Genomic DNA, 25,436 nt, shown 5'->3' with positions numbered 1-25,436 from the left:
CCCCACGCAACAATGCAATCCTATTTATACGAATTTTGAAATTTTATAACCTCGCAACTGCAGAAAAATTGCAGGACCTCCCCTCATATCCAATCCCCTGCGGCGGTGATACAAGTAACGGACACCTGCAACGCGACATTGTTGCCCCTCCCACCTAGATGCCGCATTGCGGCGAATTGACGTGGACACGAAATTCCGGCTATCTATCGTGCAGCGCAACAATATTGCTCAAACGATTCATCCTGACCCGCCGACGGAGACCCGCCATGACTGATGCAACGCACGTAAAAAAAGACCGCCCTTGGCTGATCCGCACCTATTCGGGTCACTCAACCGCCAAGGCCTCAAACGCGCTCTATCGCGGCAACCTTGAAAAAGGTCAAACCGGCCTGTCGGTCGCCTTCGATTTGCCGACCCAAACCGGATATGACAGCGATCACGTCCTGAGCCGCGGCGAAGTGGGCAAAGTCGGCGTGCCGATCTGCCATATCGGCGACATGCGCACATTGTTCGACCAGATCCCGCTTGAGCAAATGAACACCTCGATGACGATCAACGCGACCGCGCCTTGGCTGCTCGCCCTGTATATCGCCGCCGCCGAAGAACAAGGCGCCGATATAGCCAAACTGCAAGGCACGGTGCAAAACGACATCATCAAAGAGTACCTCAGCCGCGGCACCTATATCCTGCCGCCGAAACCTTCGCTCAAGTTGATCGCGGATGTGGCCGAGTATTGCTATACGAATGTGCCGAAATGGAACCCGATGAACGTGTGTTCCTATCACCTGCAAGAGGCCGGTGCGACGCCCGAGCAAGAGCTTTCCTTTGCCCTCGCCACCGCCATCGCGGTTCTCGACGAATTGAAAGACAAAGTGCCCGCCGAAGACTTCCCCACCCTCGTGGGCCGCATCTCTTTCTTTGTGAACGCGGGCATCCGTTTTGTCACCGAAATGTGCAAAATGCGCGCCTTTGTCGAGCTGTGGGACGAGATCACCGCCGAACGCTACGGCATCACCGATCCGAAATTCCGCCGCTTCCGTTACGGCGTGCAGGTCAACAGCCTTGGCTTGACCGAGCAGCAGCCGGAAAACAACGTCTACCGTATCCTCATCGAAATGCTGGCCGTGACCTTGTCGAAGAATGCCCGCGCCCGCGCCGTGCAATTGCCCGCATGGAACGAAGCGCTCGGCCTGCCCCGCCCGTGGGATCAACAATGGTCGATGCGGATGCAACAGATCATGGCCTATGAAACCGACCTTCTGGAATACGAAGATCTCTTTGACGGCAACCCCGCCGTCGATGCCAAGGTTGCGGCGCTCAAAGAAGGCGCGCGCGCGGAATTGGCAAACCTCGACAGCATGGGCGGTGCGATCTCCTCGATCGAATATATGAAATCGCGTCTGGTCGAGAGCAATGCCGACCGTTTGGGCCGCATCGAAAATAACGAAACCATCGTGGTTGGCGTCAACAAATGGCAACAAGGCGAGCCTTCGCCCTTGATGACCGGCGATGGCGGCATCATGGTCGTCGATCCTGCCGTTGAGAACGAGCAAATCAACCGGTTGAACGACTGGCGCGCCAGTCGTGACAGCGATGCGGTGGAAAAAGCCCTTGCCGATCTGCGCGCAGCAGCAGCAGCCGGCGACAACGTCATGGAACCCTCGATTGCGGCGGCCAAGGTCGGCGTGACCACCGGCGAATGGGCCGCGCAAATGCGCAGCGTCTTTGGCGAATACCGTGGCCCGACTGGCGTATCGGGGTCGGTGTCGAACAAGACCGAGGGTCTTGATCACATCCGTGATGCGGTCAACACCGTGTCCGATAAACTGGGCCGTCGGTTGAAATTCCTTGTCGGCAAGCCCGGCCTGGACGGCCATTCCAACGGCGCCGAACAAATCGCGTTTCGGGCCCGCGATTGCGGAATGGATATTGATTATGAGGGTATCCGCCTGACCCCCGAGCAATTGGTCAAAGCTGCGCAAAACGGCGAGGCGCATGTCGTCGGCCTGTCGATCCTGTCCGGCTCGCATATTCCATTGGTCAAGGACATGATGGAACGCATGCACGCGGCGGGATTGTCCCACATCCCCGTTGTCGTCGGCGGCATCATCCCTGACGACGATGCCGAACGTTTGCTCGCAATGGGCGTGGCCAGCGTCTACACGCCCAAAGATTTCGAATTGAACACCATCATGATGGACATCGTCACGCTGGTCGATCCGCAATCTGTCGCCGCTGAATAAGGCCCATCACAAAAATTGAAAACGGCCCGCCCGACAATCGTCGCGGCGGGCCTTTTCTATTTTGGTGCACGCGAATAGGCTTGGGCGGAACACAGACCGGAGCCGCCCATGACCTTCGACATTCGCCCTCTCACCGCCGACGACGAAGCGGACTGGCGCCGCCTTTGGACCGCCTACCTCGAATTCTACGAAAGCACGGTGCCCGAGGAAGTCTACGCCACCACCTTCAAACGGCTGCTGTCACCAGAGCACCCCAACCAAAACGCGCGCCTCGCGGCTCTGGACGGAACCCCCGTGGGTCTTGTCCACTATGTTTTTCATGTCCACAATTGGCGCATTGAGGATGTCTGCTATCTCGGGGATCTTTATGCCGACCCCGCCGTGCGCGGCAAAGGCATCGGGCGCGCCTTGATCGAGGCCGTTTACGCCGAAGCCGATGCCAATGGCACGCCCTCCGTCTATTGGATGACGCAAGAGTTCAACGCAAATGCGCGCAAACTCTATGACCGCATCGCCACGCTGACCCCCTTCGTCAAATATCAACGCTAGGCCGTTCAACGCCGTCCAGCCAGGAGACATCTCATGACCATCCATATCGGAGCCGAAAAAGGCCAGATCGCAGAAACCGTTCTTATGCCCGGCGATCCCTATCGTGCGAAATGGGCCGCAGAGACATTCCTTACCGATGCCAAATTGGTCAATGAAACCCGCGGGATGCTCGGATATACGGGCACATGGAACGGTCACCGCGTCAGCATCCAAGGGTCCGGCATGGGCATGCCGTCGCTGTCGATCTACGCCAATGAATTGATCCGTGATTATGGCGCGAAAACTCTGATCCGCATCGGGTCATGCGGCGCGATGCAACACCGCGTCAAGGTCCGCGACATCATCCTCGCCATGACGGCCAGCACGCTTTCGACCCCATCGAGCGGTATTTTCAAAGAGCTGAACTTTGCGCCCTGCTGTGACTATGGGCTTTTGTCTGCCGCCGCGGCCGCCGCCAAATCATTGGATGTCGCCACCCATATCGGCGGTATCTACTCATCGGATGTCTTCTATGACGAGCGCCCCGACCTGACCGAACAAATGACCCGCCATGGGATTCTTGGCGTCGAAATGGAAGCCGCTGAGCTCTATAATCTCGCCCTGCGCCACGGCGTGCGCGCCTTGGCAGTCTTGACGGTGTCGGACCACCTTTTGACGCAGGACGCGCTTCCCTCGGCAGACCGCGAGCGCAGTTTTGGCGATATGGTCGATATCGCGCTTAAAGCGGCATTCGCGTAGCACTTGAATGTCGGTGCGGGCCAAGGCACTCTGTTTGAAGGTCATGTGTGAGGTGCCCATGTCGTTTCGCCCACTGCTGTTTTCACTGCTACTTTCAGTGGCTCCGCTCTGCGCCGCCGCGCAAGATAACTGGCCGGACTTGGATGCGGTGCTTTTTCCGCAGCTCGCGCAAGGATCCGGCGTGGTGGAAGCCGCGTTCTTTTTACCCGATCGCCCCACACCATCGCAGGCCCGCGAGGCCATAGCGATTGTGTATGAATGGATCCAAGGCTCGGCCGGCAGCACCCGTATCGTGGTCGGCCACTATACATTGGACCACCCGCCGCTGCAGTTCACCTTTCGCGGCCATGTCTCTAACCTATTTGGGCATAGCCCGCGCGATCCGCAATTTTTACCCGACCGGATCGAGCTGACCATGACCACGCTCAAAGACGGCGAACCGCGCTGTTGCCCGTCGGGGGAAACCCGTTACGCCATTGATCGGACCACACAGCAAGCGCACGTTCTTTGGACCCGCTAGCGCCGCGCGACCCGCCCAAGCCAAACACAACCAAGGATATCGCAATGCCCCTCCCCAAACGCCAGCTTGGCAGCCATGGCCCGATGGTTTCCAGCATCGGCCTTGGCTGTATGAGCTTCGCGGGTTTCTTCGGCGCTACCGACGACGAAACATCAATGGAATGCCTCGCTGCGGCCGATGCGGCCGGGATCGATTTTTGGGATACATCCAATCTTTACGGGTTTGGTCGTTCTGAATCCGTGATCGGGACATATCTAAAACAGACCGGAGCCAAGGTAACCGTCGCAACCAAAGGGGGCATCGTCGTCAAACCCGAACGCCGCTTTGACAACACCGAAGACCACCTGCGCGCAGAGTTGGAGAAAAGCCTTACCCGGTTAAACCGCGATAAGGTCGAACTCTATTACATCCACCGGCGGGATCAGAGCATCGCAATTGAGGATGTGGTCGAAACCTTGATGAAATTCAAAAGCGAAGGGATGATCGACGCCTATGGTTTGTCTGAAGTTGCCCCCTCGACCCTGCGCCGTGCTCATGCGGTCGCCCCCTGCGCCGCCGTGCAAAACGAATACTCGCTCTGGACCCGCCTACCGGAACTGGGGTTGATTGACACCTGCACCGCGCTTGGCACCGCGTTCATCCCGTTTTCCCCTCTGGCACGCGGCATGTTTGGCGAAACCTCGGTTGCGCCAGAAACGATGGACCAAAATGACTGGCGCGCTGTCTCGCCGCGCTTTACCGAGCCGAATTACAGCTATAATCGCCGGCAGATCGACGGGTTTCGCAGCTTTTGTCAGAGCAAAGGATGGACCACTGCGGCGGGGGCCTTGGCGTGGGTTCTGGATCGAGGCTACCATCTCATCCCGATCCCCGGCACCCGCACAGCCGCGCATTTGAGCGAATGGCTGGGCGCGACCGATATTCACCTGACCGACGCAGACCGCACCGAGATTGCGCGCCTGTTGCCCGCCGGTTTCGCCGCGGGAGACAGATATTCAGACGCGCAAATGCGCGGGGTTGAACGCTACTGTTAGCGCGCGAAAAGGTCATTGCCGCCCCGTCACGGACATTCCTCCATGGTGGCGCGAAGGTTTTTGTAATCCGCTCTTGTAGGGGATCTCATCCAAGCCGGATAGAAAACCGGCGCGCCCACATCCGGCGCGGTGCGCCAGCGACCTCATCACAAGACGCCGCTGAATCACCGGCGGCACCATCAGTCATCTTACGGCGTCGCTTTGCCCCCACGTTTGCGCACCGCCATAACGGGCAAACACGCGGCGGCAGAATATCAGCATCACGAAAGCGATACGACGGCGACCATTGGCATTCGGCGCGAGTGGGGCTGTTTCTTTTGCGCAACGGGACATGAAAAATGGCCGGTGGCAAAGTCTACCCGCCATTTTAGAACGGTCACAATCGACCCCAGTGGCCGCGTATAACGCCACATCACCTACGGACCCTGTTGGCAATTCATGGCCGGTCCGACCGTCATCTAAAGAGGTTGATGCACCGACATCGTTCAACTCAATCCGGTGACATCCATTGAACGCGACTGCCGCTGCGCCGCAGTGTCACGCCGCGTTGCCGTAGGGAATATAGTCTGCTGCAACCGGCGTTTCTGCAGCGGGGGCATTCGAAGAGGCCGCCACCCATGGAGCGGGCGTGAAATATTCATAGGCCACATTCAATGCATCCAACGCAGCCTGCGCAATGCGAAGCTCTTCAGATGTCGGAGTTGATGCGGATTTCTGTGTGTTCAGTGCCATTTTAGGCCTCATAGTGAAAGATTTTGCCTCTCCCTGACTGCATTATGCCGCAACGCAGCAACCAGCACATCCAACAAAACATCAAACACGCTATGTCGAAATTGCAAAGCTGACCCAGCGTCCGGCAAGCTGTGCCAATGCATACCCTGCGTGCCGAACGCCAAACAGAAAAAGAGCGCCCCAATCAATGGGGCGCCCTTTTTACTAAATCCAAATCGGGTCTGGCGTGGGCTTAAACCCTGCGCTCGACCATCATCTTTTTGATTTCTGCAATCGCCTTGGCGGGGTTCAACCCCTTGGGGCAGGTTTGGGCGCAGTTCATGATCGTATGGCAGCGATACAATTTAAACGGATCTTCCAAATCGTCCAAACGCTCGCCGGTCGCCTCGTCGCGGCTGTCGATGATCCAACGGTAGGCGTGCAGCAAGGCTGCTGGTCCTAGATACCGATCGCCATTCCACCAATAGGACGGGCAAGACGCCGAGCAGGAGGCACACATCACGCACTCATAAAGACCGTCCAATTTCTTGCGGTCTTCAATCGATTGGCGCCACTCTTTGGCGGGGCGATTGGTTTTGGTCTCCAACCACGGCATGATCGAGGCGTGCTGCGCATAGAAATGCGTCAGGTCGGGGATCAAATCCTTGACCACCGGCATATGCGGCAGCGGATAGATTTTCACATCGCCCGAAATCTCGTCCATCCCGTAGATGCAGGCCAGCGTGTTGATGCCGTCGATGTTCATCGCGCAAGAGCCGCAAATGCCTTCGCGGCAGGACCGACGGAAGGTCAGCGTCGGGTCAATCTCGTTCTTGATCTTGATCAGCGCGTCCAAAACCATCGGACCGCATTTGTCCATGTCGAGAAAATAGGTATCGACACGCGGGTTCTCGCCCGCGTCGGGATCAAAACGGTAGATCGAGAATTTGCGCACATTCGTGGCACCCTCGGGCTTGGGCCATGTTTTACCGGTTTTGATGCGGCTATTTTTCGGTAGCGTCAGTTGGACCATGGGACGATCTCCTTGGCTAAGGCTAGGACATCTGCGCCCGAGGCGGGCGAAGAGCGAAAGTTTCAGTGCAGGTGGTCAAAGCGGTCATGCCTTAATCCCCTGTGCAATAAGAGACGCCGCCATACATGCCGGACATGCCACCCGGGCAGGCGCTTTGATCATAGGCGTTGTACGGTTTGCGATGGCGCAAGATATCCGCCGAAGACGCTTGCGGCGTCGTGGTGCCAGAGGCGACATAGCGATCAGAGGCGACCATGCCCTGCGGTCCCTGCCCGGCCAAGCGACCGGAAATACAGGCATTAAGCAAAGCGGCACCTTCGGGCGTTCCGCCTTCGGCCGGCGTTACGACCGGCACCGCAACCCCAGCCTCATAAGTATAACTGCCTTGGGGGGACACATCGAACATGCAACTGGTCACAACGTCTTGGCGCTGTGGCGTACAGCCTGCCAAAGCGGCCAAAACCACCGCAGTCATACTTATGACACCACCCGCCCGCATCAGAAGGTCCGCGCTTTCGGCGCGATCTTCTTGAGGCTGATACCGCCTTCGGCTTCGGTGCTGAGCGGTTCGGTAACCACGGGGCGGTAGGCAAGGTCTACCTTGTTACCGGTGACGCGGCTGATCGTGTGAACCCGCCATTTTTCATCGTCACGTGTGGCGAAATCCTCATGCGCATGAGCGCCGCGGCTTTCTTCACGCGCTTCGGCGCCAACAATGGTCGCCAAAGCGTTCGGCATCAGGTTGGTCAGCTCCAGCGTTTCCATCAGATCCGAGTTCCACACAAGGCTGCGGTCGGTGACTTTCAAATCGCCCAATTTGGCAGCGATTTCGGTCATCTTGTCGACGCCCTCTTTCATGGTTTCGGCGGTCCGGAACACAGCGGCATCCGATTGCATGGTGCGCTGCATCTCGAGTCGCAACTCCGCCGTCGGCGTGCCACCGTTGGCATTACGCAACCCGTCGAAACGGTCGAAAGCGCTGTCAATCGAAGCTTGGTTCAGCACGGGGTTCGCGCCTTCGGCATCGACGACCTTACCGGCGCGGATCGCGGCGGCGCGGCCAAAGACCACAAGGTCAATGAGAGAGTTCGAACCCAAACGGTTCGCACCATGCACAGAAGCACAGCCCGCCTCGCCCACGGCCATCAAGCCCGGCACAACGGCGTTCGGCTCTTCAGCAGTGGGGTTGAGAACCTCACCCCAATAGTTGGTAGGAATGCCGCCCATGTTGTAATGCACCGTCGGCAAAACCGGAATCGGCTCTTTGGTGACATCGACACCGGCGAAAATCTTGGCGCTTTCGGAAATCCCCGGAAGCCGTTCGGCCAAAGCTTCGGGTGGCAGATGCGACAGGTTCAGGTGGATGTGATCCCCATGCTCGCCAACGCCGCGGCCTTCACGGATTTCCATTGTCATCGACCGCGATACGTAATCGCGCGGTGCGAGATCTTTATATTGGGGCGCATAGCGCTCCATAAACCGCTCGCCTTCGGAGTTGGTCAAATAGCCCCCCTCGCCGCGCGCGCCCTCGGTGATCAAACAGCCGGAGCCATAGATGCCGGTCGGGTGGAATTGCACGAATTCCATATCCTGCAACGCAAGACCCGCACGCGCCACCATACCGCCACCATCGCCGGTGCAAGTGTGCGCAGACGTGGCAGAGAAAAACGCACGGCCATAACCGCCCGTGGCCAATACCACCATTTTGGCGTTGAAAATGTGGAACGTCCCGTCATCGAGCTTCCAGCAAACAACACCCTGACACACACCGTCATCGGACATGATCAAATCAACGGCGAAATATTCGACGTAGAACTCGGCGTTGTTCTTCAGGGATTGACCATAAAGCGTGTGCAGGATCGCATGGCCGGTCCGGTCGGCCGCCGCGCAGGTCCGCTGCACGGGGGGACCATCACCAAATTCAGTGGTGTGACCGCCAAAGGGACGTTGGTAAATTTTACCCTCTTCGGTGCGCGAGAAAGGAACGCCGTAATGCTCCAATTCGTAAACCGCCTTGGGGGCTTCGCGGGCGAGATATTCCATCGCATCCGTATCACCCAGCCAATCAGAGCCTTTGACCGTGTCATACATATGCCACTGCCAGTTATCAGGCCCCATATTGGACAGCGAGGCCGCGATACCGCCCTGCGCTGCAACCGTGTGGGAACGAGTCGGGAAAACCTTGGTCACGCAGGCAGTGCGCAGCCCCTGTTCCGCCATACCAAGCGTTGCACGCAAACCGGCCCCGCCGGCGCCAACGACAACCACGTCATATTCGTGCGTTTCGTATTCATAAGCAGCCATTGCTAGAACTCCGGTCTTAAAGCGCGATTTTGGCGATGGCGAACACGCCGGTCGCCATTGCGGCATAGGAAATACAGGTGAGCAGGATCAGCGAGATCTTCTGCGCCATGCCATGAACATAGTCCTCGATCAGCACCTGCGCGCCGTCGTTGAAATGCTTAAAGCCGATGATAAAGGTCAGTGCCGCAACAATCGCAGGGAACGGGCGGCTGTAATAGGCCATCACCTCTTCATACGTGCCGCCAAGCGCACATCCGAAGGTGAACACGAACAACGGCACCAGGAGCAGCAGTGCCACAGAGGATACCTTCATGGCCCAAAAATGCGCGGTCCCGGTCTTTGCCGATCCCATACCGACGGCTTTCTTGCGGTCTGTCAAATAACGCATATTCGCCCCCCTTACAAAATCACGACGGTCAAAACCGTCAGAACAACAGAACCGATCAAAACCGCATAGCCCATCTTATAGGCGGTCGGCAGGTCAAGCCCGATAGCATTGTCCCAGATCAAATGCCGGATACCGGCCAATGTATGATACCACAGGCCCAAAACCGAAAAGAACATCACCAGATCGCCGAACCAGCTTGTGATCACGCCATTGGCGACATTGAAATACTCTTCTGATGTTGCCGCAGCCAGAAACCACCAAACGATGAAAAGCGCCGAGATCAACAGCGCATTGCCGGTGATCCGCGTCAAAATCGACGTGATAGAGGTCAGCTGGGGGCGATAAATCGAAAGATGCGGCGAGAGCGGGCGGTTGCCACGATTCACATCGGCCATATCAAATCCTTTCAGGGTTCCCTTGCTGCCCCCTGTCATAGCGGATTTTTCAGCCATGTCACCTCTCTGGCGCGGGCTAGGCCGGAGAAAATACTGCAAAAGTGAAGATTTTGCACATCTTGTGATCACAGGGAATAACTGCGTGATCACAAAATGCGAAATTTTTATCTGCCCGCGCCGAATAACGCGCTGCGCGCGACTCTTGTGCCTTCGGCGAGGATATTTTTAGAAAGAAGAAGCCTGTGCCGCGTTCTATTTTCCCTAAATATCCCCGCCGGAGGCAAAATTCTTTAGACTGGCATCAAAGCCCAATAATCGAGATCGAGCAGAACCTCAGGTAAATATTTGCCGTCCTCGCCTTTGAGCGCAAAGGGTGCGCCGCCCGAGGTCGCCACAAGGCGCAGGCGAATCGCACCGACACCCGGCGCGGAGGTCTCTCGTTTGTCGAGCACTTCTGACCATGCTTTGACGGTCAGCCCGCTAAAGCACGGATTGGCATGGGCCCCGCCGTTAAGGCCGACGATCATCTGCGCATTGGCCAGACCGTTGAACGACAGCGCGCGCGCCATCGAGATCACATGGCCGCCATAGATCAGGCGCTGACCGTCAGGACGGAAGGTCGCGTCGAAATGCACTTTGGCGGTGTTTTGCCAAAGGCGGGTCGCGATCATATGTTCGGCTTCTTCGATGGTGACGCCATCAACATGGTCGATTTGCTCGCCCAGCTCATAATCGCCCCAGCGGTGTGCCTCGCCCGCGAGGGTGAAGTCGTAATTGGTGAAATCCAGGCCAGCGGGGATGGCCAGATCCTCAACCGACAATACCTTTGTCAATTCAGGCACAACCGGGTCCGGCGCGGGTGCATCAAGGTTGTTTTTACGCACCATAACCCAGCGCACATATTCCATCACCACCTCATCGCGTTGATTGAGGCCCCGTGTGCGCACGTAAACAACACCGGTCTTGCCGTTGGAGTTTTGCTTAAGGCCGATCACTTCGGAGGTCGCGCGCAGGGTATCGCCCGCGTAGACCGGCAAGAGCCAGCGCCCTTCGGCATAGCCAAGGTTGGCCACCGCGTTGAGCGACACATCCGGCACGGTCTTGCCAAATACCACGTGAAACGCCGCCAGATCATCAATCGGTGCGGTCGGCAGGCCGCTGGCACGGGCGAACTCGTCAGAGGAATAGAGCGCATGGCGCGCCGGATAAAGCGCGTGGTAAAGCGCGCGCTCGCCCCCCGAGACGGTACGCGGCACCGCGTGTTCGATCACATCGCCAAGTTTGTAATCCTCAAAAAAACGACCGGCATTCGTCTTGGCCATTATTGCTCTCCTAATTTCATATCGGGGGTATAGGGCGTGTCGATCGTCTTCACGACCGCTTGGGCACAGCGCATCACGCCGCGCGCCGCATCGAAGGCATAGGTCGGATCGCCATAAAGCCCCCATCCCTTGCCCAGCGCCTCGCTCACTTTATGGCAAAAGGCCGAGGTATCGTCTTCGGTCAGCAGGCGGTAAATGTCTGGCATAATTGTGTAACCTTATCGGGGTTGGCCTCAAGCGAAGGGGGAATAGCCAAGCCAGGAATGAATAGCAGAAATCACCACAAAGGCGACGAGCGTCGCGATCACAGTGATGATATCGCGTTTGGCTGGGCCGGCCTCTTTGGGCACGAATTCACCGCTACGGTTGATCAATACGACCGACATCACAGCCCAGAACAGCATGCCGCCAAATAGCACGATTGAGGCGAGATCCCCATTCACCAGCAAATGCGCCACGGCCCATGTCTTCACCGCATAGAGCTGCGGGTGTTTGATTTTCGCCCGCAAGGCGCCTTTGGATTCGGAAATGGCAAAGAGGAACACCGCCAAAAGCATCAACAGGTTGTTGATATGGGTGAAAAAGCTCGGCGGATACCAGACATCAATATGCGGTGCGGCGCGAAACCCGACAACCATCATCACCAGCGACGCAAAGATCACCAATGCAATGATCCCCCGCCCGCGCTTCTCGCCCATGCTGGTGCGCAGATCGGGCGCAAGGCGTTTGAGTAAATGCGCACCAATCCAAAGTGCGATTCCGAGAACTAATAATGTCATGGCTGTCGTCCCTGTTGTTGGGCGGGCATCCCTTATACTGAGACGCCCTGCCTATCCGTATTCGCCTAAGGGTGCGCTTATTCTGCCAAGGCGGCAATAGCCGCCGCCTTGGCGAGCAGCTTCTTCGCAGTTTCGACGTGCAGGTTTTCGACGATTTTGCCGTCAACCACGGCAACGCCCTGGCCTGCGGCCTCGGCCTCGTTAAGCGCGGCAATCTGGCGACGCGCAAGGTCGATATCGGCTTCGGACGGCGCGAAGGCGTCATTGGTGACGGCGACCTGCGCAGGGTGGATCAAGGTCTTGCCGTCATAGCCAAGATCGCGGCCCTGATCGCATTCTACCTTCAGGCCTTCTTCGTCTTTATATTGGTTGTAAACCCCGTCAATCGCGATGACGTTATGGGCGCGCGCAGCAAGCAAGATCTGCTGAAGCGCCATCATCATCGGCAACCGGTCGGCGCGCGCCCGGCAATTAAGCTCTTTGGCCAGATCATTCGTTCCCGCGACAAAACCGGTCAATTGCGGATGCGCGGCCACTTCAAGCGCATTCAGAATGCCCAAAGGCGTTTCCATCATCGCCCAAATGGCCTTGCCGTTGCCGAGCAAATCCGAAAGCGCATTGATATCCGCCACGCTATTCACCTTGGGCAAAAGAAACGCATCAACATCGCAATCCTTCAGCGCCGCGACATCACCAGCGCCCCATTCGGTATCCAGCCCGTTGATACGGATGATCTTGGCCCGGCCGCCATAGCCGTCCTGATCAAGTGCGGCCTTCAAGGTGGTGCGCGCCTCGACTTTGGCATCGGGCGTCACGGCGTCCTCAAGGTCAAAGATAATCGCATCCACCGGCAAGCTGCGCGCTTTATCCAGTGCGCGCTCCTTGGAGCCGGGAATATACAGCACGGAACGGTAGGGGCGGTCGGTCTGGTCCATTTTAACTCTCCGGTAATAATGTTGCGCTGCAACTGGCACTTTTTTGCACAAATATTCAAGTGGGTTTGCGCCGCAATGCAGAAAAAACCCAGCCAGACAAGGCTAGCAGGCCCGGTTCACCGCTTGAAATAACTACAATTCGACCGAACGGGCGGCGGATTAACCTTAACTTCAGGGCCAAGGCGCAGTCTTCTCTCATGCGCAAGATAACATGGCGGCCCGTCGGGCGATGCAGCCAGATACCGCGAAAACGCAACCTGCGCAGGATGAGAAAACGGAAGCCAGACCGGCCGCAGGAACGTGGTTCCCTGAACATATGCAGCCCTCACAAGCGGTTTCCCCATTGGGCAAAAGGTTAACGCTATGAAACTGCTTATAAAAAGTATTCCCTTCCTGATCGCCGCGCTTGCGGCCAATGGCGCCGCGGCGCAGACCCGACAATCCTGCGGTCCCCGCGAAGTCGTGGTTGAACGCCTCGCCTCCGGCTACGGCGAAACCCGTCAATCCATCGGGCTTGGCACCAACAATCAGCTGGTTGAGGTGTTTGCCTCTGACGAAAGCGGCACATGGACCATCACCGTGACGATGCCTTCGGGCATAACCTGCCTTGTCGCCTCGGGCCAAGCCTTTGAGGAACTGGCCGAGGCTCTGCCCGCAGAAGGCAATGACGCCTAAGCCCTCTTAAACGACCCAGCACACTGCGGCGTACCCGTCCTTCGGGTGCGCCATTTTTGTGTGAACACTTTATGAGCCGGGACGCGATAGGCTCAAAGCAGACTTCACATTATTATTAGCAAGATAGCGTTTGTGACCCAGACCAGCGTTCACTGATCCGTACCCTTGGGAATGCAAAGCGAAATATCCCGGCAAGCCTTTGACCCAGAGCATCTTGCAACACCAGAATCGTGGAAGAGGCACAGGATGTGCAAAAGCCCAAATCATCCTTGAAGCCCCCCGTAAACCGCACAACAGGCCCTGCACTTGCAAAAAAGCTGAAGCAGCAGACGGCTGCCGATCGACGCACTTAAAAAATTGATTTAAAACAACTTTACGCCAGACACCTCAATCCGAAACCGGTCGTTTCACCGTCCCGCCGCAGCGCGGCACCCTTGCGCGGGCAGCAATTCCGCACTACGCCATGCGCGATTTCAAACGGACCGGAGATAGATCCATGGCCAGACCCAAGATTGCCCTCATCGGCGCAGGACAGATCGGTGGCACCCTTGCCCACCTCGCAGCGCTGAAAGAACTCGGCGACGTTGTTCTCTTTGACATTGCCGAAGGCACCCCCGAAGGCAAAGCGCTCGACATCGCAGAATCCGGCCCCTCCGAGGGCTTCGATGCGACCTTGTCGGGCACACAATCCTACGAAGATATCGCAGGCGCCGATGTCTGCATCGTGACCGCCGGTGTGCCGCGCAAGCCCGGCATGAGCCGCGACGATTTGCTCGGCATCAACCTCAAAGTGATGAAGTCGGTCGGCGAAGGCATTGCCGCCCACGCCCCGAACGCTTTCGTTATCTGCATCACCAACCCGCTCGACGCGATGGTTTGGGCCTTGCGCGAATTCTCCGGTCTGCCCCATGAAAAAGTATGCGGCATGGCGGGTGTTCTCGATAGCGCGCGTTTCCGGCATTTCCTCTCGGTTGAATTCGGCGTGTCGATGAAAGACGTCACCGCATTCGTTCTGGGCGGTCACGGCGACACGATGGTGCCTTTGGCGCGTTACTCGACCGTTGGCGGCATTCCTTTGCCCGATCTGGTCGAAATGGGCTGGACCACGCAAGACAAGCTCGACGCGATTATCCAGCGCACCCGTGATGGCGGCGCCGAAATCGTTGGCCTGCTGAAAACCGGTTCTGCCTTCTACGCGCCCGCAACCTCGGCGATCGAAATGGCCGAGTCGTTCCTCAAGGACCAAAAGCGCGTTCTGCCTTGCGCCGCCTATGTAGACGGTGCGCTTGGCCTCGACGGCTTCTATGTTGGCGTGCCCACAGTGATCGGCGCGAACGGCATCGAAAAAGTCATCGACATCAAGATGAACAAAGACGAGCAAGCCATGTTCGACAAATCCGTCGACGCGGTCAAAGGTTTGGTGGCTGCGTGTAAAGAGATCGATCCTTCGCTCGCTTAATCGCAGCGCGTTGTATCGAGATTTCAAAAGAGGGCGTCCCCTAGGGGGCGCCTTTTGCGCCTTTCGCTCCCACCAAAGCACATACCGCCCCACGCCGCAGCGCCAACACATGTGACGACTCGGCGGGGCAGCGCATTCTCAAGTGCCACCCTTTTGTGATCACACGATTAAAAGCTGTGATCACAAAATGCAGAAAACACCCCAAAATCGCTGCCTTAGCCAAAAAATCCCTTAAACGGGGGGTAACCTTATGCCTATACCGATGCAATCGTAGCAACACGGGACAGTCTTATGAACATCCACGAGTATCAGGCGAAAGCACTGCTTCGCGAATACGGCGCTCCGGTCTCCGAGGGACGTGCCGTCCTGAAGGCCGAGAACGCCAAAGCCGCTGCTGGCGAATTGGGCGGCCCACTTTGGGTTGTCAAAGCGCAAATCCATGCAGGCGGCCGCGGAAAGGGTTCTTTCAAAGAAGCCGAAGCCGGCGAAAAAGGCGGCGTGCGCCTTGCTTTCTCCGTTGAAGAGGCGGCTGAAGAAGCCAAGAAGATGCTGGGCCGCACCCTTGTGACCCATCAGACCGGCCCCGCGGGCAAACAGGTCAACCGTATCTACATCGAAGACGGTTCGGACATCGAGAACGAGCTTTACCTCGCATTGCTCGTAGATCGCCAAACATCGCGCGTCTCCTTCGTTTGCTCCACCGAAGGCGGCATGGACATCGAAGAGGTCGCCGCGTCGACCCCCGAAAAAATCCTGTCCTTCTCGGTTGATCCGGCCACCGGCTATCAAGCCTTCCACGGCCGCCGTATCGCCTTCTCGCTCGGCCTCAAGGGCGCGCAGGTCAAACAATGTGTCGCCTTGATGGGCAACCTCTACCGTGCCTTCCTCGACAAAGACATGGAGATGCTCGAGATCAACCCGTTGATCGTTCTCGAAGGCTCCGGCGACCTCAAAGTGCTCGACGCCAAAGTCAGCTTTGACGGCAACGCGCTCTATCGTCATTCCGATGTCCTGTCGCTGCGCGACGAGACCGAAGAAGACAGCAAAGAGCTTGAAGCCTCGAAATACGACCTCAACTACATCGCCCTCGACGGCGAAATCGGTTGCATGGTCAACGGCGCCGGTCTTGCCATGGCGACAATGGATATCATCAAACTCTACGGCGCAGAGCCTGCCAACTTCCTTGACGTAGGTGGCGGCGCGACCAAAGAGAAGGTGACCGAAGCGTTCAAAATCATCACCTCGGACCCACAGGTCAAAGGCATCCTCGTGAACATCTTCGGCGGCATCATGCGCTGTGACGTCATCGCCGAAGGCGTTGTCGCTGCGGTCAAGGAAGTCGGCCTCAAGGTTCCGTTGGTTGTCCGCCTCGAAGGCACCAACGTGGAAGAAGGCAAAGCCATCATCAACAACTCCGGCCTCGACGTGATCGCGGCGGACGACTTGAAAGACGGCGCTCAGAAGATCGTGAAAGCGGTGAAAGGTTAATCCAATGGCAGTCCTTATCGACGAAAACACCAAAGTGATCTGTCAGGGCCTCACCGGCTCGCAGGGCACATTCCACTCGGAACAAGCCATCGCATATGGCACCAAAATGGTTGGCGGCGTGACACCTGGAAAAGGCGGCACAAGCCACCTGGACCTGCCGGTCTTTGACAGCGTCCACGAAGCCATGGAACGCACCGAAGCAAACGCCTCCGTGATCTATGTCCCGCCTCCCTTCGCGGCCGACAGTATCCTTGAGGCGATCGACGCCGAAATGGAATTGATCGTTTGCATCACCGAAGGCATTCCGGTGCTCGACATGATGAAGGTGAAACGTGCCTTGGAGAACTCCAAATCGCGCCTGATCGGCCCGAACTGCCCCGGTGTCATCACGCCGGATGCCTGCAAAATCGGCATCATGCCCGGCCATATCCACAAACGTGGTTCGGTCGGTGTTGTGTCGCGCTCGGGCACCTTGACCTATGAAGCCGTGAAGCAGACCACAGACATGGGCCTTGGCCAATCTTCGGCTGTGGGTATCGGCGGCGATCCGATCAAAGGCACCGAACATATCGACGTGCTCGAGATGTTCCTCGCCGATCCGGAAACCACATCGATCATCATGATCGGTGAAATTGGTGGCTCTGCCGAAGAAGAAGCCGCGCAATTCCTGGCCGATGAGAAAAAGAAAGGCCGCTGGAAACCGACGGCTGGTTTCATCGCGGGTCGCACCGCCCCTCCCGGACGCCGCATGGGCCACGCCGGCGCGATTGTCGCGGGCGGCAAGGGCGATGCGGAAAGCAAGATCGAAGCGATGAAAGCCGCCGGCATCGTCGTTGCCGACAGCCCCGCCACATTGGGCGAAGCGGTCATGGAAGCGATCAAGAACGGCTAATCCCGTCGGGGCACAGATTTTGCGCCCCCTCGCAAACCAATGCTCAGGACCTACCTTGGTCCTGAGCAAAGCCAAAAGCCCCGTGACGGGGACCTGCCAAGCGGGTCTCTCTCACGCAGCTTTTCACACCTGGTCTCGGGAGCCCGTCACATGAACGACCAAAGCCCTAACGACACTTTCCATGCCTCTTCCTTCATGCAGGGGCATAATGCGGAATATCTAGAGCAGATGTATGCCCGGTACGCCAATGATCCCAATGCGGTCGATGAAGCGTGGCAAGAGTTTTTCCGCGCACTTGGTGATGCGGACCTAGACGTTAAGGCCGAGGCCTCCGGCCCCTCTTGGGGGCGCAACGATTGGCCTCCCGTCCCCAATGACGATCTGACTTCTGCGTTGACCGGCGAATGGGCCGTACCTGCCGAGGCCAAAGGCGCAGGCGACAAGATCAAAGCCAAAGCATCGGAAAAAGGTGTCGAACTGTCAGATGACGCGGTCAAGCGCGCCGTGTTAGACAGCATCCGCGCATTGATGATCATCCGCGCATACCGTATTCGCGGCCACCTTGCGGCCGATCTCGATCCGCTTGGCCTGCACGGGCGGGATGCGCATCCCGAGCTGGATCCCAAAGCCTATGGTTTCAGCGAAGCGGACATGGACCGCCCCATCTTTATTGATCAGGTGCTCGGCCTGCAAATCGCCTCGCTGCGCCAGATCATGGATATCGTCAAACGCACTTATTGCGGCACGTTTGCATTGCAGTACATGCATATTTCGAACCCTGAAGAGGCCGGTTGGCTCAAAGAGCGGATCGAAGGCTATGGCAAAGAGATCCAGTTCACCCGCGAGGGCCGCAAGGCGATTTTGAACAAATTGGTCGAGGCCGAAGGCTTTGAGAAATTCCTCCATGTCAAATACATGGGCACCAAACGCTTTGGTCTTGATGGTGGCGAAAGCCTCATCCCCGCGATGGAGCAGATCATCAAACGCGGCGGCAATCTGGGCGTTCAGGACATCGTCGTCGGCATGCCCCACCGCGGGCGTTTGTCGGTTCTGGCCAATGTTATGGGCAAACCTTACCGCGCGATCTTCAACGAATTTCAGGGCGGCAGCTTCAAACCCGAAGACGTCGACGGCTCGGGCGATGTGAAATACCACCTCGGCGCCTCGTCCGACCGCGAATTTGACGGCAACACCGTGCACCTGTCGCTGACGGCAAACCCGTCGCATCTTGAGGCCGTGAACCCCGTTGTTCTGGGCAAGGTCCGCGCCAAACAAGCGCAATTGCAAGATGCCGACCGCACGGCTGTGTTGCCGATCCTGTTGCATGGCGATGCGGCCTTTGCGGGGCAGGGCGTTGTGGCCGAATGCTTTGGTCTTTCGGGCCTTGTCGGACACCGCACCGGCGGCACCATCCATATCGTTGTGAACAACCAGATCGGATTTACCACCGCGCCGCATTTCTCGCGTTCGTCCCCCTATCCGACCGATATTGCATTGATGGTCGAAGCGCCGATTTTCCATGTCAACGGCGACGATCCCGAAGCCGTGGTGCATGCCGCGCGCGTCGCCACCGAGTTCCGCCAGAAATTCCACAAAGATGTGGTTCTGGATATCTTCTGTTATCGCCGGTTCGGGCATAACGAGGGCGACGAGCCCATGTTCACCAACCCGATCATGTACAACCAGATCAAGCGCCACAAAACCACGCTGTCGCTTTACACCGAGCGCCTTGTCGCTGACGGCCTCATCCCCGAGGGCGAGATCGAAGACATGAAGGCGGCCTTCCAAGCCTATCTCAACGACGAATTCGAGGCCGGCAAGGAATACAAACCCAACAAGGCCGATTGGCTTGACGGGCGCTGGTCGCATCTCAATCGCGAGGGCGAAGAATATCAACGCGGCGAAACGTCCATTTCGCCCGAAACTTTGGCCGAAGTGGGCAACGGGCTGACCTCCGTTCCCGATGGGTTCCCGGTCCACAAAACCGTGGGCCGTTTGCTCGACGCCAAAAAGGCCATGTTCGACAGCGGCAAAGGCTTTGATTGGGCCACCGGCGAAGCTTTGGCCTTTGGCTCGCTTTTGACCGAAGGCTACCCCGTACGCCTTTCCGGTCAGGACAGCACCCGCGGCACATTCAGCCAACGCCACTCTGCCTTTATCAACCAAGAGACCGAAGAGCGCTACTATCCGCTCAACGCGATCCGCGAAGGTCAGGCGCGTTATGAAGTCATCGATTCGATGCTGTCGGAATATGCGGTTCTGGGCTTTGAATACGGCTATTCTCTGTCGGAACCCAACGCCTTGGTGATGTGGGAAGCGCAGTTCGGCGATTTCGCCAATGGCGCGCAGATCATGTTTGACCAATTCATCTCGTCCGGCGAAAGCAAATGGCTGCGCATGTCGGGCCTTGTGATGCTGCTCCCGCACGGGTTCGAAGGACAGGGGCCAGAACATTCGTCCGCGCGCCTCGAACGGTTCTTGCAAATGTGCGGCGGTGACAACTGGATCGTGGCCAATTGCACCACACCTGCGAACTACTTCCACATCCTGCGCCGCCAATTGCACCGCAGCTATCGCAAGCCGCTCGTCCTGATGACGCCGAAATCCTTGCTGCGCCACAAATTGGCCGTCTCAACGGCAGATGACTTCACCACCGGAAGCAGCTTCCACCGCGTGCTTTGGGATGATGCCGAAAAGGGCAGCTCGGACACCAAACTGGTCAAGGACAAAGACATCAAACGGGTCGTCATGTGTTCGGGCAAGGTCTACTATGACCTGCTTGAGGAACGCGATGCCCGTGGGATCGACGATGTCTACCTGCTGCGGATCGAGCAATTCTATCCCTTCCCCGCCATGTCTCTCGTGCATGAATTGGAACGCTTCAAAGGCGCCGAAATGGTGTGGTGTCAGGAAGAGCCGAAAAACCAAGGCGCATGGACCTTCATCGAGCCGAATATCGAATGGGCGCTTGGCCGGATCAAAGCCAAGCATGGCCGCCCCTCCTATGCGGGCCGTCCGGCCTCTGCCTCGCCGGCCACCGGCCTTGCCACGCAACACAAGAAACAACAAGCAGCGCTGATCGACGCTGCGCTGACCATCGAAGGGAAATAAACCATGACCACCGAAGTCCGCGTCCCCACACTTGGCGAATCCGTGACCGAAGCCACTGTGGCCACTTGGTTCAAGAAACCCGGCGATCCGGTCGCTGCAGATGAGATGCTGTGCGAGTTGGAAACCGATAAGGTGACCGTCGAAGTGCCCGCGCCCGCTGCAGGCACCATGGGCGAAATTGTCGCCGCCGAAGGCGAAACCGTTGGCGTAGATGCGCTTTTGGCCACGATCACCGAAGGCGAAGGCGCGGCCCCTGCCCCCGCCAAATCCGACAGCAAAGCCGCAGCACCCGCCGCCGAAGCCTCCGATGAGGCCGTGGATGTGATGGTCCCCACCTTGGGCGAAAGCGTCACCGAAGCGACCGTCTCCACATGGTTTAAAAAGGTCGGCGACACCGTGGCGCAGGACGAAATGCTCTGCGAACTCGAAACGGATAAAGTCTCGGTCGAAGTGCCCGCGCCTGCTGCGGGTGTTTTGACCGAAATCACCGCTGCGGAAGGCGCGACTGTCGATGCGGCGGCAAAGCTCGGCGTGATTTCCGGTTCTGCCGGTGCGGCGGCATCGGCCCCGGCAGCGGCCCCCGCGACGGCGACCCCTGCGGTGGCGTCGGGCGGCAAGGACATCGAGGATGCTCCGGCAGCCAAGAAAGCCATGGCCGAAGCCGGCATCAACCGCGACGCGGTGACCGGATCGGGCCGTGATGGCCGCGTGATGAAAGAAGACGTCGCCAAGGCCATCGCCGCCGGTGCCAATGCCGCGCCTGCCCCTGCCGCCGCCGCGCCGCGTGCGCCGGTGTCCTCCGATGATGCCGCACGCGAAGAGCGCGTGAAGATGACGCGTCTGCGCCAAACCATCGCGCGCCGCCTCAAGGACAGCCAAAACACCGCCGCCATGCTCACCACCTTTAATGAGGTGGACATGACCGAGGTGATGGCCCTGCGCAACGAATACAAAGATCTGTTCTTGAAAAAGCACGGCGTCAAACTCGGCTTCATGTCCTTCTTCACCAAGGCCTGCGTGCATGCCCTCAAAGAGGTGCCGGAAGTGAACGCCGAAATCGACGGCACCGATGTGGTCTATAAAAACTTTGTCCATATGGGGATCGCTGCGGGCACGCCCACGGGCCTTGTGGTGCCGGTGATCCGTGACGCCGATGCGATGTCCTTTGCCGAGATCGAGAAAGCCATCGCCGAAAAAGGCGCCCGTGCCCGTGATGGCAAACTGTCCATGGCCGAAATGCAGGGCGGCACCTTCACCATCTCCAACGGCGGCGTCTACGGGTCGCTGATGTCCTCGCCGATCCTCAACCCGCCGCAATCGGGCATCCTCGGCATGCACAAAATCCAAGACCGCCCCATGGCCATCAACGGCGAGGTCGTGATCCGCCCGATGATGTATCTGGCGCTCTCCTATGACCACCGCATCGTTGACGGCAAAGGCGCGGTGACCTTCCTCGTGCGCGTCAAAGAAGCGCTCGAAGATCCGCGCCGGTTGTTGATGGATCTGTAAGGTCCATAGCGACGATCGCATTACTCGACCTCTGGTATCAGCGTGATAAATGAGGTCGGGTAATTTCTTCCCGATGTACCGAGAACACATAGGTTCTGTACAAGGAATTGGCGGCAATGACAGATATTGAGATAAGTGAAGTCGTCATTGCGAAGATCATCGCACCATTGATCGAATGGGGAATCCAAGACCCACAAATGAGTTTTGATGAACTTGAACTAGACCCCGAAAAGTTTGTTTCATTCTTTTCCCCTTGCATCAATCGGCTCGCACGCGAAGGCATAATCAGAACAGATAGTGTCCGCCGTGAGGTCAGTGGATCAGCATCCGGTATCGTTTCACGGCCTGTTTCAACCTCTTTTGGGTTTTCTCCACTTGGTCGCCAAAGACATTTGGGTGACGCAGAAAGAAGCCTCTCAGAACCCGTCCAAACGGACAGTCAGAGTGCCGAGAATTACTCCAATGCAGGCCGTTTTACCGGCGGCCTTCTTGGCGGTTTCGCGAGGTCGATCGGATCATGATATCACCCCGCCCCAGCGACCCTCGTGACGAAATGCTCCGGACCAATCTGGCGCAGCGGGCCTATTATGACCAAACCGACGGCGGCGCAATTTCCGAGATCAACAGCCCCGCAACCAACCTGTGGCGTTGGCTGCGGGCGCGGGCCAGCGCGGCGGTTTCAGATGATATGCGGGCAGAGTTTTATGCCAAACACCGCGACTGGATCGGGGATCTTTCCGGCAAGAAGGTATTGGAGCTGGGTTGCGGCACCGGCACGGCCTTATCTGAATACCTCGCCGATCATGCCGGTGAATACCACGCGATTGATCTGAGCCCGATGCAGGTAGAAGAGTTGAAAACCCGCCTCGGGGCGCGGCAGAACACCTATTTCCACAGCGGCGACATTTTGGATGACACGCTCACCGAAACCGGTTTTGATGTGATCTACGCCCATTCGGTGTTTCATCATTTCCGCCATATCGAGGTGCTGTTCGACCGGATTGACGCGCTCGCGGCACGGAACGCCAAAATCATCACCCTCGACCCGCTGCAAAGCTGGCTGCCCGCCCGCGCCTTTCGTGCGGCCTTTCGCCCGTTTCAAACCGATGCCGCATGGGAATTTCCCTTTGATGCCGCCACGCTGCGCCAGATCGAGAAGCGCTTCATTGCCGAACGCTCCATCGGACTGTTCCAACGCGCCAAATACGCGCTTATCCTTGGGATGATCTCGCCCCGTCTGGGTGCGCGGTTTGGCGACCGTTGGTATGGCACCGACCTTGATCGCGACACCACTGGCAGTGCGATGAACAAACGCAGTGCGATCCAGATCAGCTACCTGCTGCGCCCTCGAAAAGGAACCAACCCATGACCTTCGAACTCACCATCCTCGCCCTCGCGGGCCTTTTGCATATCGGGCAATTTGCCTTCGCCTCCTACCGGGCCAATGTCGATGTCGGAACCGAATATAGCCTCGGCCCCCGCGACCACATGCCCACGCAGCAAATGCGCCCGGCCACCGCCCGTTTGATGCGCGCCTATGACAACAGCGCGGTGATGCTGCCGCTTTTTGGCCTGGCCATGATGCTCATCGCGGTGACCGATCAATCCACGATGGTGACCAAATCCGCCGCCGCCATCTACCTCGCGGCGCGCGTGCTTTATACGCCGGCCTATGCGCTTGGCTGGCAACCCTGGCGCAGCGTAATTTGGATCGTGGCATTGGCCTGCTGCGCCCTGCTCTACTTCGCGGCATTGTTCTAATGCTTTATATTTCCGATACTGATCCAGGGGCAGGCACGGCCTGTTTTTTCGGGGGCATCGCCCCCGAGACCCCGGATCAACACATGCTATTCTGACCCAAGGAGAACCCCATGGCGAATTACGATGCGATCATCATTGGTGCAGGCCCCGGCGGCTATGTCGCGGCCATCCGCTGCGCACAGCTTGGCCTCAAGGTGGCCTGTGTCGAGGGGCGCGAAACCCTTGGCGGTACCTGCCTGAACGTCGGCTGCATCCCCTCCAAGGCGATGCTTCATGCCAGCCATATGTTGCACGAAGCCGAGCATAATTTTGCGAAAATGGGCCTCAAGGGAAAATCCCCTTCCGTCGATTTCAAACAGATGCTCGCCTACAAAGACGAAACCGTCGAGGGCAACACCAAGGGCATCGAGTTCTTGTTCAAAAAGAACAAAGTCGATTGGATCAAAGGGTGGGCAACCATTCCCGCCGCAGGTCAGGTCAAGGTCGGCGAAGAGGTGCACAACGCCAAGAACATCATCGTTGCCACCGGATCCGAAGCCTCGTCCCTGCCCGGTGTCGAGATCGACGAGAAAATCGTAATTTCCTCCACCGGCGCGCTTGAACTGCCCAAGGTGCCGAAAAAAATGGTCGTGATCGGCGCCGGTGTTATCGGGCTCGAACTTGGCTCGGTTTACAAACGCCTCGGCTCCGACGTGACGGTGATCGAATACATGGATGTCGTCACCCCCGGCATGGACGGCGAGGTGCAAAAAACCTTCCAACGCATGCTGAAAAAGCAAGGGCTTGAGTTCATCATGGGCGCGGCGGTCCAGGGCGTCGAGGCCACGAAAACCAAAGCCAAAGTCACCTACAAGCTGAAGAAAGACGACAGTGAAACAACGGTCGACGCCGATGTCGTTCTCGTTGCCACCGGCCGCCGCCCTTACGTGGACGGCCTTGGGCTTGAGGCACTCGGCGTTGAAATGACCCAGCGCGGCCAGATCAAGACTGATGACCACTGGGCCACCAACGTCAAAGGCCTCTATGCCATTGGCGATGTGATCGAGGGTCCGATGTTGGCCCACAAAGCCGAAGACGAGGGCATGGCCTGCGCCGAAGTTCTGGCCGGCAACCATGGCCATGTGAATTACGGCGTCATCCCCGGCGTGATCTACACCCATCCTGAGGTCGCCTCGGTTGGTGCCACCGAAGAGCAACTCAAAGAAGCGGGCCGCGCTTATAAGGTTGGCAAATTCCCCTTCATGGGCAACGCCCGCGCCAAAGCCGTGTTCGCCGGTGACGGTTTTGTAAAACTTCTGGCCGACAAGGACACCGACCGCGTGCTTGGATGTCATATCATTGGCCCCGGCGCCGGCGATTTGATCCACGAGATTTGCGTTGCGATGGAATTTGGCGCTTCGGCACAGGATGTGGCCTTGACCTGCCACGCCCACCCGACGTTTTCCGAAGCCGTGCGCGAAGCCGCTCTGGCCTGCGGTGACGGGGCGATCCACGCCTGAATTCACTCCCACACATATGCAAAAGGCCGGAGCATCCCTCCGGCCTTTTCTATTTCGGGCGCGTCATTTTGCGGCCCATGGTGCCCAGTAC

General features: G+C 58.0%; 25 protein-coding genes. 15 read left to right on the top strand and 10 right to left on the bottom strand.

Going from position 1 to position 25,436, the window contains the following annotated elements:
- Positions 1–266 precede the first annotated feature (266 nt).
- The 5 genes from DI396_RS07050 (at position 267) to DI396_RS07030 (ending at position 5,084) form a co-directional block, all read left to right on the top strand.
- A complete protein-coding gene (locus DI396_RS07050) occupies positions 267–2,243 on the top strand; it encodes a protein meaA (RefSeq protein WP_110795492.1) in 1,977 nt (658 codons plus the stop codon).
- Between the two features lie 108 nt (positions 2,244–2,351).
- A complete protein-coding gene (locus DI396_RS07045; RefSeq protein WP_110795491.1) occupies positions 2,352–2,792 on the top strand; it encodes a GNAT family N-acetyltransferase in 441 nt (146 codons plus the stop codon).
- A 33-nt stretch (positions 2,793–2,825) separates the two neighbouring features.
- Positions 2,826–3,530, top strand: a complete 705-nt coding sequence (gene deoD, locus DI396_RS07040; RefSeq protein WP_110795490.1) for a purine-nucleoside phosphorylase — start codon at positions 2,826–2,828, stop codon at positions 3,528–3,530.
- A gap of 58 nt (positions 3,531–3,588) precedes the next feature.
- Positions 3,589–4,050 carry a hypothetical protein gene (locus tag DI396_RS07035; protein WP_162617175.1) on the top strand — a complete coding sequence of 154 codons (462 nt, stop codon included), beginning with the start codon at positions 3,589–3,591 and terminating at the stop codon, positions 4,048–4,050.
- 44 nt (positions 4,051–4,094) lie between these two features.
- Entirely contained in the window at positions 4,095–5,084 is a 990-nt protein-coding gene (locus DI396_RS07030; protein ID WP_110795776.1) for an aldo/keto reductase, read from the top strand.
- A 537-nt stretch (positions 5,085–5,621) separates the two neighbouring features.
- Here the strand turns inward: DI396_RS07030 and DI396_RS07025 are convergent.
- The 10 genes from DI396_RS07025 to DI396_RS06980 form a co-directional block, all read right to left on the bottom strand.
- The gene (locus DI396_RS07025) at positions 5,622–5,816 is read right to left on the bottom strand and encodes a hypothetical protein (protein ID WP_110795488.1); all 195 of its coding nucleotides are present in this window, start codon (positions 5,814–5,816) and stop codon (positions 5,622–5,624) included.
- Between the two features lie 232 nt (positions 5,817–6,048).
- The gene (locus DI396_RS07020) at positions 6,049–6,828 is read right to left on the bottom strand and encodes a succinate dehydrogenase iron-sulfur subunit (RefSeq protein WP_110795487.1); all 780 of its coding nucleotides are present in this window, start codon (positions 6,826–6,828) and stop codon (positions 6,049–6,051) included.
- A gap of 91 nt (positions 6,829–6,919) precedes the next feature.
- Entirely contained in the window at positions 6,920–7,303 is a 384-nt protein-coding gene (locus tag DI396_RS07015; protein WP_110795486.1) for a hypothetical protein, read from the bottom strand.
- Positions 7,304–7,326: 23 nt separating this feature from the next.
- Complete coding sequence (gene sdhA / locus DI396_RS07010) at positions 7,327–9,132, bottom strand: succinate dehydrogenase flavoprotein subunit (RefSeq protein ID WP_110795485.1); 1,806 nt, start codon at positions 9,130–9,132, stop codon at positions 7,327–7,329.
- A gap of 16 nt (positions 9,133–9,148) precedes the next feature.
- Positions 9,149–9,520 carry a succinate dehydrogenase, hydrophobic membrane anchor protein gene (sdhD, locus tag DI396_RS07005; RefSeq protein WP_110795484.1) on the bottom strand — a complete coding sequence of 124 codons (372 nt, stop codon included), beginning with the start codon at positions 9,518–9,520 and terminating at the stop codon, positions 9,149–9,151.
- A gap of 11 nt (positions 9,521–9,531) precedes the next feature.
- Positions 9,532–9,915: a succinate dehydrogenase, cytochrome b556 subunit gene (gene sdhC / locus DI396_RS07000; RefSeq protein ID WP_110795775.1), complete on the bottom strand. Its 384-nt coding sequence runs from the start codon at positions 9,913–9,915 to the stop codon at positions 9,532–9,534.
- Positions 9,916–10,205: 290 nt separating this feature from the next.
- Positions 10,206–11,237 carry a MaoC family dehydratase gene (locus DI396_RS06995; protein ID WP_110795483.1) on the bottom strand — a complete coding sequence of 344 codons (1,032 nt, stop codon included), beginning with the start codon at positions 11,235–11,237 and terminating at the stop codon, positions 10,206–10,208.
- Positions 11,237–11,443, bottom strand: coding sequence for a DUF1737 domain-containing protein (locus DI396_RS06990; RefSeq protein WP_110795482.1), 207 nt, complete (start codon positions 11,441–11,443; stop codon positions 11,237–11,239). Before DI396_RS06990 ends, DI396_RS06995 begins: the two co-directional genes overlap by 1 nt.
- 27 nt (positions 11,444–11,470) lie before the next feature.
- Positions 11,471–12,016 (bottom strand): NnrU family protein, encoded by a 546-nt coding sequence (locus DI396_RS06985; RefSeq protein ID WP_110795481.1) that lies wholly within the window; start codon positions 12,014–12,016, stop codon positions 11,471–11,473.
- Between the two features lie 77 nt (positions 12,017–12,093).
- Entirely contained in the window at positions 12,094–12,951 is an 858-nt protein-coding gene (locus DI396_RS06980; RefSeq protein WP_110795480.1) for an HpcH/HpaI aldolase/citrate lyase family protein, read from the bottom strand.
- Positions 12,952–13,314: 363 nt separating this feature from the next.
- Here DI396_RS06980 and DI396_RS06975 point away from each other — a divergent pair, with 363 nt between their 5' ends.
- The 10 genes from DI396_RS06975 (at position 13,315) to lpdA (ending at position 25,345) form a co-directional block, all read left to right on the top strand.
- Complete coding sequence (locus DI396_RS06975; RefSeq protein WP_204362811.1) at positions 13,315–13,626, top strand: hypothetical protein; 312 nt, start codon at positions 13,315–13,317, stop codon at positions 13,624–13,626.
- Between the two features lie 496 nt (positions 13,627–14,122).
- A complete protein-coding gene (gene mdh, locus DI396_RS06970) occupies positions 14,123–15,085 on the top strand; it encodes a malate dehydrogenase (protein WP_110795479.1) in 963 nt (320 codons plus the stop codon).
- A 291-nt stretch (positions 15,086–15,376) separates the two neighbouring features.
- Complete coding sequence (gene sucC / locus DI396_RS06965; protein WP_110795478.1) at positions 15,377–16,573, top strand: ADP-forming succinate--CoA ligase subunit beta; 1,197 nt, start codon at positions 15,377–15,379, stop codon at positions 16,571–16,573.
- 4 nt (positions 16,574–16,577) lie between these two features.
- Positions 16,578–17,465: a succinate--CoA ligase subunit alpha gene (gene sucD, locus DI396_RS06960; protein WP_110795477.1), complete on the top strand. Its 888-nt coding sequence runs from the start codon at positions 16,578–16,580 to the stop codon at positions 17,463–17,465.
- Between the two features lie 150 nt (positions 17,466–17,615).
- Positions 17,616–20,576, top strand: a complete 2,961-nt coding sequence (locus DI396_RS06955; protein ID WP_110795476.1) for a 2-oxoglutarate dehydrogenase E1 component — start codon at positions 17,616–17,618, stop codon at positions 20,574–20,576.
- 3 nt (positions 20,577–20,579) lie between these two features.
- Positions 20,580–22,085 carry a 2-oxoglutarate dehydrogenase complex dihydrolipoyllysine-residue succinyltransferase gene (gene odhB, locus DI396_RS06950; protein ID WP_110795475.1) on the top strand — a complete coding sequence of 502 codons (1,506 nt, stop codon included), beginning with the start codon at positions 20,580–20,582 and terminating at the stop codon, positions 22,083–22,085.
- A gap of 116 nt (positions 22,086–22,201) precedes the next feature.
- On the top strand, positions 22,202–22,606 hold the full coding sequence (locus tag DI396_RS16415; protein ID WP_162617174.1) for a hypothetical protein: 405 nt from the start codon (positions 22,202–22,204) through the stop codon (positions 22,604–22,606).
- The gene (locus tag DI396_RS06945; RefSeq protein WP_110795474.1) at positions 22,603–23,454 is read left to right on the top strand and encodes a class I SAM-dependent methyltransferase; all 852 of its coding nucleotides are present in this window, start codon (positions 22,603–22,605) and stop codon (positions 23,452–23,454) included. Before DI396_RS16415 ends, DI396_RS06945 begins: the two co-directional genes overlap by 4 nt.
- A complete protein-coding gene (locus DI396_RS06940; RefSeq protein WP_110795473.1) occupies positions 23,451–23,846 on the top strand; it encodes an MAPEG family protein in 396 nt (131 codons plus the stop codon). The genes DI396_RS06945 and DI396_RS06940 overlap by 4 nt, the downstream gene beginning before the upstream one ends.
- A gap of 110 nt (positions 23,847–23,956) precedes the next feature.
- Positions 23,957–25,345: a dihydrolipoyl dehydrogenase gene (gene lpdA, locus DI396_RS06935; protein ID WP_110795472.1), complete on the top strand. Its 1,389-nt coding sequence runs from the start codon at positions 23,957–23,959 to the stop codon at positions 25,343–25,345.
- Positions 25,346–25,436 lie beyond the last annotated feature (91 nt).

The organism is Litorivita pollutaquae (assembly GCF_003205515.1).
Lineage (GTDB): Bacteria > Pseudomonadota > Alphaproteobacteria > Rhodobacterales > Rhodobacteraceae > Litorivita > Litorivita pollutaquae.
The sequence above is the reverse complement of the archived record's forward strand: the minus strand, read 5'-3'. Positions and strand labels throughout refer to the sequence as shown.

Coding starts and splice junctions, on each gene's coding strand:
- DI396_RS07050 (WP_110795492.1), top strand. CDS start 267: ATGACTGATGCAACGCACGTAAAAAAAGACCGCCCTTGGCTGATCCGC.
- DI396_RS07045 (WP_110795491.1), top strand. CDS start 2,352: ATGACCTTCGACATTCGCCCTCTCACCGCCGACGACGAAGCGGACTGG.
- deoD (WP_110795490.1), top strand. CDS start 2,826: ATGACCATCCATATCGGAGCCGAAAAAGGCCAGATCGCAGAAACCGTT.
- DI396_RS07035 (WP_162617175.1), top strand. CDS start 3,589: ATGTCGTTTCGCCCACTGCTGTTTTCACTGCTACTTTCAGTGGCTCCG.
- DI396_RS07030 (WP_110795776.1), top strand. CDS start 4,095: ATGCCCCTCCCCAAACGCCAGCTTGGCAGCCATGGCCCGATGGTTTCC.
- DI396_RS07025 (WP_110795488.1), bottom strand. CDS start 5,816: ATGGCACTGAACACACAGAAATCCGCATCAACTCCGACATCTGAAGAG.
- DI396_RS07020 (WP_110795487.1), bottom strand. CDS start 6,828: ATGGTCCAACTGACGCTACCGAAAAATAGCCGCATCAAAACCGGTAAA.
- DI396_RS07015 (WP_110795486.1), bottom strand. CDS start 7,303: ATGACTGCGGTGGTTTTGGCCGCTTTGGCAGGCTGTACGCCACAGCGC.
- sdhA (WP_110795485.1), bottom strand. CDS start 9,132: ATGGCTGCTTATGAATACGAAACGCACGAATATGACGTGGTTGTCGTT.
- sdhD (WP_110795484.1), bottom strand. CDS start 9,520: ATGCGTTATTTGACAGACCGCAAGAAAGCCGTCGGTATGGGATCGGCA.
- sdhC (WP_110795775.1), bottom strand. CDS start 9,915: ATGGCCGATGTGAATCGTGGCAACCGCCCGCTCTCGCCGCATCTTTCG.
- DI396_RS06995 (WP_110795483.1), bottom strand. CDS start 11,237: ATGGCCAAGACGAATGCCGGTCGTTTTTTTGAGGATTACAAACTTGGC.
- DI396_RS06990 (WP_110795482.1), bottom strand. CDS start 11,443: ATGCCAGACATTTACCGCCTGCTGACCGAAGACGATACCTCGGCCTTT.
- DI396_RS06985 (WP_110795481.1), bottom strand. CDS start 12,016: ATGACATTATTAGTTCTCGGAATCGCACTTTGGATTGGTGCGCATTTA.
- DI396_RS06980 (WP_110795480.1), bottom strand. CDS start 12,951: ATGGACCAGACCGACCGCCCCTACCGTTCCGTGCTGTATATTCCCGGC.
- DI396_RS06975 (WP_204362811.1), top strand. CDS start 13,315: ATGAAACTGCTTATAAAAAGTATTCCCTTCCTGATCGCCGCGCTTGCG.
- mdh (WP_110795479.1), top strand. CDS start 14,123: ATGGCCAGACCCAAGATTGCCCTCATCGGCGCAGGACAGATCGGTGGC.
- sucC (WP_110795478.1), top strand. CDS start 15,377: ATGAACATCCACGAGTATCAGGCGAAAGCACTGCTTCGCGAATACGGC.
- sucD (WP_110795477.1), top strand. CDS start 16,578: ATGGCAGTCCTTATCGACGAAAACACCAAAGTGATCTGTCAGGGCCTC.
- DI396_RS06955 (WP_110795476.1), top strand. CDS start 17,616: ATGAACGACCAAAGCCCTAACGACACTTTCCATGCCTCTTCCTTCATG.
- odhB (WP_110795475.1), top strand. CDS start 20,580: ATGACCACCGAAGTCCGCGTCCCCACACTTGGCGAATCCGTGACCGAA.
- DI396_RS16415 (WP_162617174.1), top strand. CDS start 22,202: ATGACAGATATTGAGATAAGTGAAGTCGTCATTGCGAAGATCATCGCA.
- DI396_RS06945 (WP_110795474.1), top strand. CDS start 22,603: ATGATATCACCCCGCCCCAGCGACCCTCGTGACGAAATGCTCCGGACC.
- DI396_RS06940 (WP_110795473.1), top strand. CDS start 23,451: ATGACCTTCGAACTCACCATCCTCGCCCTCGCGGGCCTTTTGCATATC.
- lpdA (WP_110795472.1), top strand. CDS start 23,957: ATGGCGAATTACGATGCGATCATCATTGGTGCAGGCCCCGGCGGCTAT.